This is a genomic window from Paenibacillus lycopersici (assembly GCF_010119935.1).
Classification (GTDB): Bacteria; Bacillota; Bacilli; order Paenibacillales; family Paenibacillaceae; genus Paenibacillus_Z; species Paenibacillus_Z lycopersici.
In genome coordinates this window covers 5723301-5737587 of sequence record NZ_CP048209.1, presented here as the reverse complement: position 1 = coordinate 5737587, position 14287 = coordinate 5723301, and the positions used below count along the sequence as shown (strand labels likewise).

The 14287-nt window shown below is 59.2% G+C and carries 15 protein-coding genes; 14 read left to right on the top strand and 1 reads right to left on the bottom strand.

Annotation, left to right across the window (positions count from 1 at the left end; genetic code table 11):
• Positions 1–15: 15 nt before the first annotated feature.
• Genes phnL through GXP70_RS25220 form a run of 4 tightly spaced genes read left to right on the top strand, consistent with a single transcriptional unit; the run spans position 16 to position 3815 of the window.
• A complete protein-coding gene (gene phnL, locus GXP70_RS25235; protein ID WP_162359358.1) occupies positions 16–810 on the top strand; it encodes a phosphonate C-P lyase system protein PhnL in 795 nt (264 codons plus the stop codon).
• A complete protein-coding gene (locus tag GXP70_RS25230) occupies positions 803–1996 on the top strand; it encodes an alpha-D-ribose 1-methylphosphonate 5-triphosphate diphosphatase (protein WP_162359357.1) in 1194 nt (397 codons plus the stop codon). Before phnL ends, GXP70_RS25230 begins: the two co-directional genes overlap by 8 nt.
• A gap of 17 nt (positions 1997–2013) precedes the next feature.
• The gene (locus GXP70_RS25225; protein WP_162359356.1) at positions 2014–2952 is read left to right on the top strand and encodes a sugar phosphate isomerase/epimerase family protein; all 939 of its coding nucleotides are present in this window, start codon (positions 2014–2016) and stop codon (positions 2950–2952) included.
• Positions 2949–3815 (top strand): PHP domain-containing protein, encoded by an 867-nt coding sequence (locus tag GXP70_RS25220; RefSeq protein WP_162359355.1) that lies wholly within the window; start codon positions 2949–2951, stop codon positions 3813–3815. The genes GXP70_RS25225 and GXP70_RS25220 overlap by 4 nt, the downstream gene beginning before the upstream one ends.
• Positions 3816–3996: 181 nt before the next feature.
• Here GXP70_RS25220 and GXP70_RS30375 read toward each other — a convergent pair whose 3' ends face one another.
• Entirely contained in the window at positions 3997–4290 is a 294-nt protein-coding gene (locus GXP70_RS30375; RefSeq protein WP_404822370.1) for a GNAT family N-acetyltransferase, read from the bottom strand.
• A 306-nt stretch (positions 4291–4596) separates the two neighbouring features.
• On the opposite strand from GXP70_RS30375, the gene GXP70_RS25210 reads away from it, so the two are divergent.
• The 10 genes from GXP70_RS25210 to GXP70_RS25165 all read left to right on the top strand — a co-directional run bounded on the left by GXP70_RS25210 (position 4597) and on the right by GXP70_RS25165 (position 14270).
• The gene (locus GXP70_RS25210) at positions 4597–5943 is read left to right on the top strand and encodes an outer membrane lipoprotein-sorting protein (RefSeq protein WP_162359353.1); all 1347 of its coding nucleotides are present in this window, start codon (positions 4597–4599) and stop codon (positions 5941–5943) included.
• 222 nt (positions 5944–6165) lie between these two features.
• Positions 6166–7359, top strand: a complete 1194-nt coding sequence (alr, locus tag GXP70_RS25205) for an alanine racemase (protein WP_162359352.1) — start codon at positions 6166–6168, stop codon at positions 7357–7359.
• A 409-nt stretch (positions 7360–7768) separates the two neighbouring features.
• The gene (locus tag GXP70_RS25200) at positions 7769–8050 is read left to right on the top strand and encodes a CopG family ribbon-helix-helix protein (RefSeq protein ID WP_162359351.1); all 282 of its coding nucleotides are present in this window, start codon (positions 7769–7771) and stop codon (positions 8048–8050) included.
• 2 nt (positions 8051–8052) lie between these two features.
• On the top strand, positions 8053–8403 hold the full coding sequence (locus GXP70_RS25195) for a type II toxin-antitoxin system PemK/MazF family toxin (protein WP_125664969.1): 351 nt from the start codon (positions 8053–8055) through the stop codon (positions 8401–8403).
• Between the two features lie 291 nt (positions 8404–8694).
• Positions 8695–9384, top strand: coding sequence for a polymer-forming cytoskeletal protein (locus GXP70_RS25190; RefSeq protein ID WP_162359350.1), 690 nt, complete (start codon positions 8695–8697; stop codon positions 9382–9384).
• 23 nt (positions 9385–9407) lie between these two features.
• Complete coding sequence (locus GXP70_RS25185) at positions 9408–10082, top strand: hypothetical protein (RefSeq protein WP_162359349.1); 675 nt, start codon at positions 9408–9410, stop codon at positions 10080–10082.
• 192 nt (positions 10083–10274) lie between these two features.
• Complete coding sequence (locus GXP70_RS25180; RefSeq protein ID WP_162359348.1) at positions 10275–11003, top strand: CpaB family protein; 729 nt, start codon at positions 10275–10277, stop codon at positions 11001–11003.
• On the top strand, positions 11000–11866 hold the full coding sequence (locus tag GXP70_RS25175; protein ID WP_162359347.1) for a CpaE/TadZ family protein: 867 nt from the start codon (positions 11000–11002) through the stop codon (positions 11864–11866). Before GXP70_RS25180 ends, GXP70_RS25175 begins: the two co-directional genes overlap by 4 nt.
• The gene (locus GXP70_RS25170) at positions 11863–13338 is read left to right on the top strand and encodes an ATPase, T2SS/T4P/T4SS family (RefSeq protein WP_162359346.1); all 1476 of its coding nucleotides are present in this window, start codon (positions 11863–11865) and stop codon (positions 13336–13338) included. The genes GXP70_RS25175 and GXP70_RS25170 overlap by 4 nt, the downstream gene beginning before the upstream one ends.
• Positions 13335–14270, top strand: a complete 936-nt coding sequence (locus GXP70_RS25165) for a type II secretion system F family protein (RefSeq protein WP_162359345.1) — start codon at positions 13335–13337, stop codon at positions 14268–14270. Before GXP70_RS25170 ends, GXP70_RS25165 begins: the two co-directional genes overlap by 4 nt.
• Positions 14271–14287 lie beyond the last annotated feature (17 nt).

Here is a 14287-nt window from a genome sequence, read left to right as displayed (position 1 = left end):
TATACAGAATCGCAAATGCGCAATCGCATAAATCTACGAGCAAAAGAGGGGATTCCCATTTTACAGGTTAGACAGCTGGGCAAGCAGTTTGATTTGCGAATCGCCCGTCCGATGGAAGTCACCCCCCTTCTGGATGTCTCGTTCGACATCGAGCAAGGCCGTTTCCTCGGTATCGCGGGCCCGAGCGGCGTCGGCAAATCGACCATTCTTAAGAGCATCTATCGGACATATACCCCTTCTTCCGGTTCGATCGTTTATCAATCCGAGCTGTTCGGCGAGATTGATCTGGCGGCGGCCTCCGAACGCACGATCACCCATCTGCGCAAGTACGAGATGGGCTACGTATCGCAGTTTCTCCGGGTCATTCCGCGGGTCAGCGCGACGGACGTTATCGCCGAGCGCTTGATGTCCACCGGCGTGGAGCGCGAAGAAGCCCGCATGGCCGCCCGGCAAATGCTGGAGCGGCTGAACATTGACAAGAAGCTGTGGGAAGGCTTCCCGGCAACGTTCAGCGGCGGCGAACAGCAGCGCATCAACCTGGGGCGCGCGTTCATCGTGCGTCCGCGGCTGATGATTCTGGATGAGCCGACCGCTTCGCTCGACCGTCGGACGACCGAAGCGGTGATCGAACTGCTCCAGGATATGAAGCGCCAAGGGACGACGATGATCGGCGTATTCCACGATTGGGAAGTGATGGAGCGGCTGTCGGATCATATTCTGGTGATGGACGGCAAAGGCTCCGGCCAGGTTCGAGACGTCTTGGCAGCGTCTGCATCGCGCAAGGCGGAAGGAGGAACCGTGCATGTCTAAGCATACGGTCATCAATGGCGCTCGCATCGTTACGCCTGATGGCGTCATCGAGAACGGCACGATTGTCATCAAGGGGAAGCTGATCACGGAGATCGGCACGACTCGCCGGATGGGCGACGTCACCATCGAAGCCGATGGCCGCCTGGTGATGCCGGGGATGATCGATACGCACAGCGACGCCATCGAGCACGAGATGTTCCCGCGTCCGACCAGCTATTTTCCGCTGGAGCGGTCCTTCTACGAATTGGAACGCAAGCTGGCCGGGCAGGGCGTTACGACCATCTATCATTCCTTCAGCATGTGGGGCGACGATCGCGGCGGTCAACGCAACGAAGCCCGCCGCAATGAAGCGGTCGCCTCGTATATTGCGCAAATCGCCCAGCTGCGCGAGGAGCGCCATATGATTCGCCACAATGTGCATTTGCGGTTCGAGATCACCAATCTATCCGGGCTTCCCTACGTGCGCGCGCTTCTGGAGCAAGGCGTCGTCGACGAGCTCTCGTTCATGGACCATACGCCCGGTCAAGGGCAGTATCGCGACTCCGACGTGCAATTGAAGTTTATTATGGAGAAACAGAAGAAGTCCCGGGAAGAAGTGCTCGCGATGCTGGAAGAGCGCAAGCAGATGCCCAAGGTCAGCGACGCCGAACTGAGGGAATTGGCTGCGCTCGCGCGCAGCAAGGGCATCGCGCTCGCCTCGCACGATGACGATACGATCGCGAAGCTGGATCAGGTGACGGGCTGGCAGGCGTTGATCAGCGAATTCCCGATCTCGCTGGATGTCGCGATCGAAGCGAAGAAGCGCGGTCTCTGCGTCGTTATGGGCGCGCCCAACGTGATGCTGGGACGCTCCCACAGCAATAATCTATCTGCGCTCGAAGCGATTCGCGAAGGCGTCGTCGATATTCTATGCTCCGATTATTACCCGCCGGCGATGATGCAGGCCGTATTCAATCTGCATCGCCAAGGCTATCCGCTGTCGGAGGTGGTCCGATTGGTCACGCTGGGCCCGGCGAAGGCGCTTGGCATCGATTCCTTCACGGGTTCGCTGGAAACGGGCAAAGAAGCGGACTTGTTGATGGTGAACGAACATAACGGCAAGCCGTTCATCGAGCGCGTGTGGGCCGGCGGCGAGATGATCTGCCAGATGACGTATCACCTGGGTTCCGCCGTGGCGGCGACGTAAGAAAGGGGGAGTCTGAGGTGAAGGGAAGAGGAATCGGAGTCAGCATCATGTCCGACGACGTGGTCGCAAAGCGCGATGTGTTAAAAGGAAAGCTGGATAAAGCCCTGGCGATTGGGTTCGATACGATAGAACTGCCGATTCATGGGATGCGCGTTCTGTTGAACGGCCGACTGAACGAGCCCCTCCTCGACAGCTACGTGCGTCTGTTGTCGCAGTACCCGCTCAAGTATACGATGCATGCCCCCTTCTCGATTAACTTGTTCGATCAGGCGGATGGGGAGCGGCACTTCGCGCTGCTCCTGCAGTCCATCCGCGTGTGCGGCGCCGTCGGGGCGGAGACGCTCGTCTATCACCCCGGCCGGTATGTGACGGAAGAAATGCTGACCTATCGGAATTTCTGGCCGCAGTATTCGGAAGCGGACAAGCAGCGGCTGCTCGAGCGGGAGCGGAATTGGATGAGGCAGGCCGGCGACGAGGCGAGGAAGATCGGACTCCGGATCGGCATGGAGAACATGCGGCCTTATTTGGATAACCCGGATTATTGCTATTCGACGGATCCGATCGCGCTGGCCGAGCAGGTGGAGCGGGTCGATCATCCAAGCATCGGCGTTACGCTGGACGTAGGTCACCTGCACTTGGCGATGCAGGACCTGCCCTATAGCGTGGAAGAAGCAGTGGAACGGCTCCGTCCGCATATCGTGCATCTGCATCTGCATGATAACTTCGGCAGACCGTCGTTCTCGCTCGAGAAGAATCAATTCGATATGTTGCCGGTTGGCCGCGGCGACATGCATATGCCGATCGGCTTCGGCGACGTGCCGATGGATCGGATCGCCCGCCAGCTGGGCTCCCAGATCGACGGCTATCTGATTCACGAGATACGCGGGATGTATGAAGACGAATGGCCGAGATTGCAGCAGTCGCTGCTGGCGGCGGCGCAGGGGATCGCGATATGAGCAGCGGAAGCAGCGGGAAATTCGCCGTCGATCTGCATTGTCACACGTGGAAGTCCGATAATGACCATTCGATCGAGGAGGTGCTGCGCCTCGCTCGCGAGCGAGGCGTGACCCATCTCGCGATTACCGACCACGATACGACCGCAGGCTTGGAAAAGGCTGTCCGTCTAGGTGAGGAACTGGGCATCGCGGTCATTCCGGGCATTGAAATATCGGCTTACGATTTCGAACGCAGGCGACGCGCTCATATCGTGGGATTGTTCGTCACGCCGGGGCATCTCGCGTTGAACGAACTATGCGAACCGACCGTACGCATGCGCGACGAGCTGTCTCGCCGGATGGTGGATCGGCTGATCTCGGCAGGCTATCGCATCTCCTGGCCGCAAGTACAGGCTTACGCCAGGGAAGGTACCGGCGTCTACAAGCAGCACATCATGCATGCGCTGCTTGACGAGGGGTACGCGGACGGCATTTACGGCCCCGTGTACGACAAGCTGTTCAAGCGGGCGGAGAACGGAGAACCCGGCATCGCGTATATGCCGATGACCTACGTCGACGCATTCGACGCCATTGCGGCCATTCGCCAAGCCGGCGGCGTCCCGATTCTTGCCCACCCCGGACAGATGGGCAACTTTGAAGCCGTGGAAGCGTGGGCGGAGGCAGGGCTGCAGGGCATCGAAGCCTATCATCCTTCGCACAGCGAGGCGCATACGGCGAGAGCGCTGGAGCTGGCGGAACGCTATGGACTGGCGGTATCCGGAGGGACGGACTTCCACGGGCGCTACGGCAATCCGCCGCATCATCTGCCGGGGGATTGCGGGATTGATCTTGATGGTTTGGAGCGGATTCGGAGCGTTCTTTAGTGGCTACATCGAATCCACGGCGGCCGAGAGGACTGGAACCGAATGATCGGTGGGGCCGTGCGAGAGGGCGCTTCAGAACACGGCATGCTGTCTCGGCAGCAGCGATATGACACGCAAGAAACCTCCGAATCGCGGACGACGCGAAGCGGAGGTTTCTTGTGTGTGCGCGACCGTATCGCGATTATATCTTGAAGTATTGTTCGAGGAGCACATTCCCTTCGTCCTCTCGCTCCAGTTCAAATACGTCGAACCGATTGTGCGCGTAGACCCTCTTCCAGAATCGTACGGCCGGCTCATTGCGCTTCAACTGGGCGCAGCAGTATCTGCCAGGATAGAGAGCCAGGAACGAGGAGGCAGCCGCGGTCCCGATTCCTTTACCCCGATATCTTCGCAAAATGAAAAACGAATTCAGCACATAATCCGCATGGTCTGGATTGGTGTACGGACCGCTCTGAATGAGAATGAATCCGATCATTACTCCGTCCGCTAGGATGAAGTAAGGGGTCAGCCCTTTTTTCTCGAAAAACAAGTCCAGCACATCGAAACGGTGCAAGCCGGCGGCATCGATTGTAATATCATCCGCAAATTCGGAAACACCTTATCTAAACTTGTCTCCTGTCCAAGCCGTAACTTGTCTGCATATTCGTCCAAGTCCCCTCATACAAATGGTACAAGTCAAGCGTAAACGGCTCTTGTCCCGTACGCGACCTGTGCGCGATATCCGCACCGGCTGCCGTACAACTCCGGATACGTTTAAAAATTGTGATGAGGGGTTGATCTCATGCGTCGTCGATTCAGTTTCATCGCTGCGATCTTGCTATGCCTCACGGCGGTGCTCGCAGGCTGCGGGACTAAGGACGCGGAATCGGTTGTGAAGGATTTGGACAAAACGCTCAGCAGTCTGGACAGCTACACGGGCAAAGGCGTCATGACGCTGTACACGGGCCAGCAGCCGCTGGAATACCAGGTCGAAGTATCGTACCAGAAGCCGCAATACTATCGCATCGCCCTCACGAACGCGAAGAAGGATATTACCCAGATCGTGCTCCGCAACGACGAAGGCGTGTTCGTGCTGACACCGCGCCTCAACAAAGTATTCCGCTTCCAAAGCGACTGGCCGGCGAACCAAGGTCAAGTGTACTTGTACCAAACGCTCGTCCAGAGCATTCTGCTCGACAACGCCCGCCAATTCGCGGTCGATAACGACGCGTACGTGTTCGACGTGATGGCGAATTATCAGAACGGCTCCCTGACCCGCCAGAAAATATGGCTGAACAAGTCCGACTACGCGCCAAGCAAAGTCGAGGTCAGCGACGCCAACAATTCGGTAATGGTTTCCGTCAAATTCGACTCCTTCAAGTTCGGCTCCAAGCTGGAGAAGAACGTATTCGATACGCAGAAGAACATGGGCACGCCGGCAGCGGGCGGCGATCAGGCGACGATGGCGAGCCCGGATAACGGCAGCAACGCATCCGCCTCGAACAATAGCGCGGCTAACGGCAGCAATGCCTCCGCGGCGGCGGACAACAACGGCAGCAACAGCAACAGCAACAGCAACAGCAGCAGCAACAGCAATGACAGCAGCAACGCGATGTCGCAGAACAATGCCGATCAGCCGGACAACGCGGCAACCGACGACAGCGCGAACAATGCCGACAACGCGGGCGGTTTCTCGGGCGACAACCCGGACAACAGCGCGAGCACGGACGAGAACGATAACGGCGGGAATGCGTCGGACAACGCGTCCGCGGACGAAGATTCGGACAGCGCGATGGCGCCTGCGAGCGGCACGTTCGCCGGCATGGATGCCACGTACTTGCCGGACGGCGTATCCGAGCAGGACAGCCAGAGCATCGTGTTCGGCGGCACTCCTGGCGTGATGATCCGATACTCCGGCACGTACGATTACACGCTGATCGAAACGCAGCCGAAGGATATGGCCGTATCCGCCACGAAAGGCGAGCTGATCGATCTCGGCTTCACGTACGGCCAGTTAAGCGGCGACGACGTCCAGAAGACGCTCACGTGGACGGACGGAGGCACGGTATTCCGCTTGACGAGCGCGAACCTGCCGGAGAACGAGATGATCAAGGTCGCGCAATCCGTGCAGGGCGAGATGTCCAAATAACGGCAAGGGCGCCGGGTTTCCAACACTTGCCCCCGTTGTTTAAGGCTTGCCTTCATTGACAGCGTTAAGCGTTAACGTATAACATAAAGGTTATGGGGTAACAAGGTGAAGCGGCCCGTACGGTCTGAATCGATCGTACGGCTCGTTTCGTTCCGGAGAATAGAAACGCCTGCCCATTCATCGCGGCGGGCGTTTTAATTTGGGAAATGAAGGTGGAGCAACATGAATTCGACGAACTATTACCGCCCGACGCGGGCTGAAATATCGTTGGATGCGCTGAAGCATAACTTGCAGGCTTTCCGCGCGGCAATACCGGAAGGGATGCTCCTCATGGCATCCGTCAAAGCGAATGCTTACGGCCACGGTGCCGTTGAAGTCGCCCGGGAAGCGGAACGCTGCGGCGTCGATTTCCTCGGCGTCGCTTTCCTGGATGAAGCGCTGCAATTGAGGCAGGCAGGATTGACCGCGAAGATCCTGGTGCTCGGCTATGTCCCACCGGAGGGACTGGCGATAGCGCGGGATCATAATATTGCGATCTCGTTATTCCGCGACGATATTATCGAAGCGGCCGCGGCTTTGCCGGACAACGGCCGCAAGCTGACGGCGCACGTCAAGATCGACACCGGCATGGGCCGTCTCGGCCGCTTGCCCGAGCAGGACGCGCTGCCGTTCATCAAGCGCGCGATGCAGGAGCCGAACCTCTTCGTAGAAGGCATGTTCACGCATTACGCGCGCGCCGACGAGGCTGACAAGAGCTATACGCGCTTGCAGCACGAGCGCTTCGCCGGCGTCGTCAAGCAGCTGGCGGCGGAAGGCCTGCATATCCCGGTCATCCATGCGGCGAACAGCGCCGCGGGCATCGACACGCCGGAGATGGGCGGCGGCATGCTGCGCCTCGGCATCAGCATGTACGGCTTGTATCCGTCGACAGAGGTCAACGACAAGCGGATCGGGCTGAAGCCGGTCATGACGCTCAAGACGGAAGTCGTCATGGTGAAGGAAGCGCCGCCGGGCTGGGGCGTCAGCTACGGCACCCGGTATTTCACGTCCGGGAAGGAGCGGATCGGCACGCTCCCGGTCGGCTATGCCGACGGTTACAGCCGCATGCTGACGGGCAAGGCGGAAGTATTGGTCCGCGGCCGCCGCGTGCCGGTGCTCGGCACGATCTGCATGGACCAATGCATGATCGCGCTGGACGAAGCCGCCGTCGGCGGGAGCCCGGTACAGAACGGCGAAGAAGTCGTGCTGATCGGCGCGCAGGGCGATGCGTTCATCTCGGCGGAGGAAATCGGCGACAAGCTCGGCACGCTCAATTACGAAGTAACCTGCATGGTCGCGACGCGTATACCGCGCGTATATACCAGGGGGACGGACATCGTGTCGACGGTCAACCCGCTGCTGACCGACGAGGTATAATTTTCTTCCGCAGATGTCGGCTGGAGATAAAGGATTTTATCGTCTGGCCTCGAATATTGTTAGTTAGCGTATAGGAATGGGGTCGCGTACGGAATCTATGGATGCAGCATACTTGATATACGGGTTGCATACATATGAGGGTGTATAATACGGACCAAACAATGACATACTGTTACTGTTTTTTGAAATATAAGCCTTTTTTACCTATTGGTAGGCTTATATTTCTCCGGGATGAAACGCGCCTTGCCGCTAAAGGATGGCAAGAGCCGTTTCACCTTGAAATATAAGAATTTATAAGGTTTCGACTTATAATTCATCTTATATTTCTTCGGAATGAAACGCGCCCTGCCGCCTAAGGATGGCAAGAGCCGTTTCACCTTGCTGGAAATGTTTTGGAGGTGCGAGTTCGGTGGCCAATTTGCAAAATACCAAAAGGATTATGATCAGTTTACCGGATCATTTGCTGGAGGAAGTCGACGGAATCGTCGCCAGAGAAAACTCGAACCGAAGCGAATTTATTCGTCAGGCTATGAAACTGTATTTGATTGAACGGAAGAAGCGTCAGATTCGGGATTCAATGCAGCGGGGCTATCTGGAGATGGCCAAGATTAACCTGGTAATGGCTTCGGAAGCTTTTCAAGCGGAGGAAGATGCCGGCGATACGCTCGGCCGACTCGTAAGCGGGGTGTAAGCTTGATCGTTAAACGCGGCGATGTGTTTTTTGCGGATTTGTCACCTGTCGTAGGTTCCGAACAGGGCGGCGTGCGTCCTGTTCTGGTCATTCAAAATGATATTGGCAACCGCTTCAGCCCGACGGTCATCGTGGCGGCCATTACGGCCCAGATTCAGAAGGCGAAGCTGCCGACGCATGTCGAGATCGATGCGGCGTCCCACGGGTTCGACCGGGATTCCGTGCTGCTTCTTGAGCAAATCCGGACGATAGATAAACAGCGGCTTACCGACAAAATCACGCATCTCGACGACGAAACGATGCGCAAAGTAGACGAAGCGCTGCAGATTAGCGTCGGTCTTATCGATTTCTAAATCCTTGACTTCATAAGCTTGACCCGGCTGCTGCACAAGCTGATATAGCCGCCATATGGCAGGCCGTGAACGCAATTCAAGCGTTCGCGGCCTGCCTTTTTGCATTGTTCGCCGGCTGCCGGGCATTCATGGAAGAAGGACCGGCGCATTCGGCGCTGCCGTCGTGAATGCTCCGATTCGCGCGTCCCATCCGTCTTCCGACGGAGCCGAAGTTCCATCTCACGCCGCTGTCTCGGCCTTCGTTCGAAGCGCATAATGAAGCCATACGAAACCTAAACGGAGGAATGAACGATGAGAGCAACGAGTCGGCCGGATCTGGAAATCGCGGGCATCGGCAGCGCGGCTGGGGGGCAGTATCACAGCGTTAAAATGGAAGGCGTGTGCAAGGTGGGCGATGCGATCGACTGCTTCGCCTTCAAGTCGAATGGATTAACGACGGTAAACGGCGGCATTATGGCGGAGGAGCAGCTTGAAGTCTCGGGCAAGCTTAGCTGTCACGGCGGCATGGTCGGAGGCAATGTGAAGCTTGAGGGCCAAGTGACCGTTAACGGACCGTTCGAGGCGGACCGCGCCGAGATGAACGGTTTGGTCAAAGTGAAAGGCGACGCCGATGCAAGCGACTTCAAGGTCCGGGGCGCGTTGTCCGTCGAGGGCTGGCTGACGGCCGGCCAGCTCGAAGTCAAGCTTGAAGGCCCGTTCCATGCGGAAGGCATCAAATCGCGGCATATCACGGTTCGGCATCACGGCAAAGGCGGATTGCGGCGCCTCATCGAATCGCTTCTTCCGGTCTGGCAGGTGCAGCTGAAAGCCCGGACGATCGAAGGCGACATCGTCGACGTCGAAGAGACGACGGCGGAGCTCGTACGCGGCCGGACGGTCGTCATCGGCCCGGGCAGCGATATCGACCGCGTGGAATACGTCGCGGATCTCGTCGTGCATCCGCAGGCGCAAGTCCGCTCGCGATTGCAAATCCAAGGATAACAAGGAAGAAGGGAGAGACGAACATGCATACCGCCATCAAGCGCAATATGAAGATTACCGGCACCGGCTCTACGAACGGAGGCAGCTTCGAGAACGTCCGCATTATGGGCGAGGCTGAAATCCTCGGTTCGCTCGACAGCGACTCCTTCCGCAGCATGGGGACGCTTAACGTTACGGGCACGCTGGAGGCAAGGCATTACCGGCAGGTCGGCGAGACCGTCATACGCGGCGACCTGATCGGCAACCAGCTCGACATCCTGGGCCAGCTCGACATAACGGGCGCCATTCGCGGCCGCGCGGTCAAACTGAGAGGCCAGCTCGACGTTCGCGGCGGCGATTGCGAGGCCTATCGTTTCGAGTCGCGGGGCGGATTCGCTATCCACGGACGGCTGAGCGCCGGCGAAGTCGACATTCGCACATGGGGACCTTGCCGGGCCAGAGAAATTGCCGGCGGCCGGGTCGTCGCCCGCCAGAGCAAATGGGGCGGACTGAAGCAGTTGTTCTCCGGCCAGGGCGCCATGACGCTGACGGCCGAGCTGATCGAGGGCGATTATGTTTACTTGGAGAACACGACGGCCGACATCGTGCGCGGCACCAATGTGACGATCGGTCCCGGCTGCAGCATCGGCCGCGTGGAATACAGCAAGCAGCTGCGACGGATCGGCGGATCGCAAGTGAACGAAGTCGTGAAGCGATAAGGATGCGATGTCCTGAAATGTCTAATTTTAGAATTTATTGTAGACAGTGCATATAATGTCTGCTATTATGATCTCAATCATATATGAGCAGATCACTAGCGACCGCTATGCGAAGAACGCAAGCTTGGGCAATATGCCCGGCTTGCGTTCTTTTTTGTTTATGGTCGATGCTTGCTGCGGAGGGATGGGATTATGAATCGCAAACGAAATGCGCTGATTTCGGTCATGGCCGCGTTGTTGTCGGGGCTGCTCGTATACGGCATTTACATGCTGCAGCTGCGGCAGGTCAAATTCCAGGAGACGGTCGACGTCGTCGCGCCCGTCAGATTCGTCGCGGCGGGGGAGCGGCTGACGAACGAGCTGCTGGGAGTGAAGCAAATCGCCAAGGCGTCCTATTCGGACGAGATGCTGCTTGCCGCAGACGGGCTGGAGGGCATGGAGGTCGTCGTTCCGCTCGGCGCGAACGAACCGCTGCTTCGCTGGAAGGTCGACAAATTCCGTCTGCTGCCGAGCAAGAGCCAGTCGACCTTCGGCATCCCGCGCGACTACGTGCTGTCCGTATCGAACGGCATCCGTGCGGGCGATAAGGTGATGGTGTACGCATCGGGCGATACCGTTGCCTCCGAGCGGTTGTTCGACGAAGCGGTCACGGTCGCTTCGGTGAAGACGGCCGGCAACATGGAGATCGACGATGCGAAGAATTCCAGCCTGATGTCGATGGCAAGCGGCGACAAGGAAGCGATGTACGCCTCCCGGCGCGATGCCATCGGCATGATCGACTACATCAATTTGAATTTGACGGAGGCGCAGTGGCTGCAGCTGGACGCCCTGTGCAAGGGCGGCAAGAGCAAAGTCGTCATTGCCTACTCGCCGGAATCGCTCGATGTCGGCAGTGCCGTCCCGGCGGGTGAAGTGCCATGACAAGGGAGTCGGCAGCTTGGCTGGATGCCGCATCGCCGCTCGTGGCCTTCGTTGGCACGACGCCGAATATCGGGACGTCGTCGGCCGCGTTCGCGGCGGCCTGCAGGATCGCGGAGGAGAGCGGAAGCAGTGTCGGGTTTCTGTGCCTCAACCTGAAGAGCGCGAAGACGCACCGCTATCTCGGCATCGACGAGCCGTCGGTGACGCTCGACTCGCTGCGGCCGGAGCTGGCAACGCAGGCGCTGCACCCCGAGAAGCTGCTTCGTTCCATGCATCGCTGCCGCAGGCATTCCGATCTGCATGTGCTGTTCGGCAATATGCTGCGCGATCAGGCGGAGTTCTTCGCGATGGAAGAGATCGGGCATTTGCTTGACGTCGCTGCGCAAGTCTTCGATGTTGTCGTGGCCGATGTCGGCGCCTATTGGGATAACGCCGCGACGCTGTGCGCGCTGCGCCGGGCTACCATGCGCATCGTCGTCACAACCAGCGCGCTGTCGCATTTCCAGGAGGACGGCCAGCGCTGGGTGAAGCAATTGGCCCCGCTTTACGGGATTCCCGCAGATTCGTTTCAAGGCCTTGTCATTCAGACGCCATGGGGAAAGGGAGGATTTCACGTGAGAGATATTTGCAATGAACTCGGCGTGCCGCTGCTCGGCGAGCATGCGTTAACGGAACCGATGCTCGCCCAGCTGGACAGCGGTACGCTGGAGGAATGGCTGGCGGATAACGAGCGGGGCAAGAAAGCGATGCTGGGACCCGCGAAGGCCATTTCGGAGGCCAGCGGCTTGAAGCGCAAGCGGAAGCTCGTCATGCAGCCCTGGTACAAGAAGCTGTTGACGCATCGGGGCGGGGTCGGCTCATGACGCAGGAGCAGAGACGGTTCTCGCCGGCGGCGTTCTCGTCGAAGCTGCGCGAAGCGGAAGAACGGACGGACGCGCCGGCGGCAGCGGTCGCCGCGGCCGAGCCGATGCGGGATTTCCGCCGGCTGGCGGAAGATATCCGGTCGTACTTGGCGCAGCCCAGGGGCGAGACGGAGGAAGAACGGCGGGAGTACAACGAGTGTCTGAACCGCGCGGTGCTGGGCTACGCCGACGACCGCGAGCGGGTGCTGGCGGTCATCGCGGACAGGCTGCTGCGCCAGCGGATTCATGAGCTGCCCGGCTACCGTCATCCGTATGCGACGCTTGCGGAAGCCTTGTTCGCGGAAGTCATCGGGATGAACGTGCTGGAGCTCGTGCTCCGGGAGCGGGACGGACTGGAGGAGATCCAGGTCGTCGGCACGGCGGTTTTCGAGGTCCGGGAGGGCATCGCCCGCCCTTCCGCTTATGCTTTCGCATCGCATCGCGAGGTGGAGCGGATTCAGCAGAACCTCGTGCTGTACAACAATGACCGCATCAATCCGCGCAAGCGCTGGGCGGAGGTGATGCTCCGCGACGGCACGCGGGTGACGATGACGGGCTTCGGCTTTACGGCGAAACCGACGCTGACGCTGCGGTTCTATACGGTTCGCCATTTCCGGCTAGCCCAGCTCTCCGAGCCGGAGTACGGCACGATCAGCGACAGGCTGCGTCTCATGCTGCTTGCCGTGCTGGAAGCGAAATTCAATCTCGTCATTATCGGCCCGACCAACTCGGGCAAGACGAATCTGATCAAGGCGCTGATCGGCGAGCTGCCCGACGAGGAACGGCTCGTGACGATCGAAGGCCGGCACGAGCTGATGCTGCAGCGGGACTTCCCGCGCAAGAACGTCATTGAATACGAGGTCGACGAAGAGGATCCGCTGCACCGTTCGGCTCAGGCGTTCAAGCTCGCGCTGCGGCAATCTCCGCAGCGGATCGTCCATGCGGAGATCCGGGACGAGGATGCGAATATATACGTGCGCGCCTGCACCCGCGGCCATGCCGGCAGCATGACGACGCTGCACGCGAATACGCTCGAGGACGTCCCGGAGGCGATTGCGGATATGTGCCTCTTGGACGGCAGGGTGCTCAATTCCGACCGGCTGACGAAACGGATCGCCGAGTACGTTACGCAAATCGGCATCGAAATGCGTTTGGTCGGCGGACGCCGCCGTCTGGTGCGGCTAGCCGAGATCGGCTGGGCGAAGGGGGAGACGGCAGTGCGGGATTGGGCTGTTTTCGATGAAGAAGCCGGCGAATGGCGATACCCCCATCTTCCGTCGGCCGAAGCGTTGAGCAGATTGAAGCTCGGGGCTCAGCCGCAGCAGGGATGGACGGCTGCTTGGCCGGAAATCGGCAAGAGCGCCGTCTCCGCCTCGGCCTTGCCTCGTCCGGCGCTCGTCGTTCAAGACAGGGGAGCGTGGATGGCGACATGACGATTCTCATGCTGCTTATCGTCGGCACGGCCTTGTTCTGTTCGTTGTTCGTCGCGGTGCGCAGCCTGCTTGACATCTGGTTCCAACGCCAGCAGATGGCCGGCAGACTGAGCTATCGGCGAGAGCGGCGCTTCGGGGAGCGGCTTGCCCGCTATTTGCAGCGCTACGACAAGGCCTACCGCCATTTGGACGAGCTGCTGGAGTCGCTGCAATCCGGCTTGCGGCCCGGCTCCATCGTCGTGCTCAGCCTGCTGCTGCTGCTCGCCGGCGCGGCATTCGGCATCCTGTTCTTCCGCAGCTTGAAGGGGCTGTTGTTCTTGGGCGGCGTGCTGGGGACGATGCCGTATTTGCTGCTCCGCACGATGCAGGTGCATCGGCAGATGAAGACGCGGATCGACTTCCTGCCGGCCATCGAGCTGTTCTATCAATGCAGCCTGGTCAGCGGCGGCAGGCAAATCCGTTCGGCGCTCCAGCGCACGGTGGAGGAGAAACGATTGCTGGGCCCGATGCAGGCCGTGTTCGAGCAGCTGTACCGGAACGTATCCGTTCGCGGGGACGATGAAGCGAGCCTGCGCATCTTCGCGGCGTCGCTCGGCCATGTGTGGGCGGATTATTTCGTTAATATCGTGCGCGCCGGATTGGCGGAAGGGCATCCGATCGCGGACAATTTGAAGGATCTCATCACGGATATGAGGAAAGCGCGTAGAGCCAATCAGCAGGAACGCAACAAGCTGCTCGAAATCCGGCTCGCGAATTTCACGCCGGTCTTCTTCCTGGCGCTGTTCATCGGCATCAACTTCCATTATAGTCCCGAGAATGCCTACCGGTATTACGTGCTGGATCCCGGCGGCCGGAATATGCTCTTGAACGCCGGCGTGATGATCTTCTTGTCGTTCGTCATGGGATTGTGGCTGTCGCGCAAAAAAATGTGAAGGGAGTTGACGCCCCA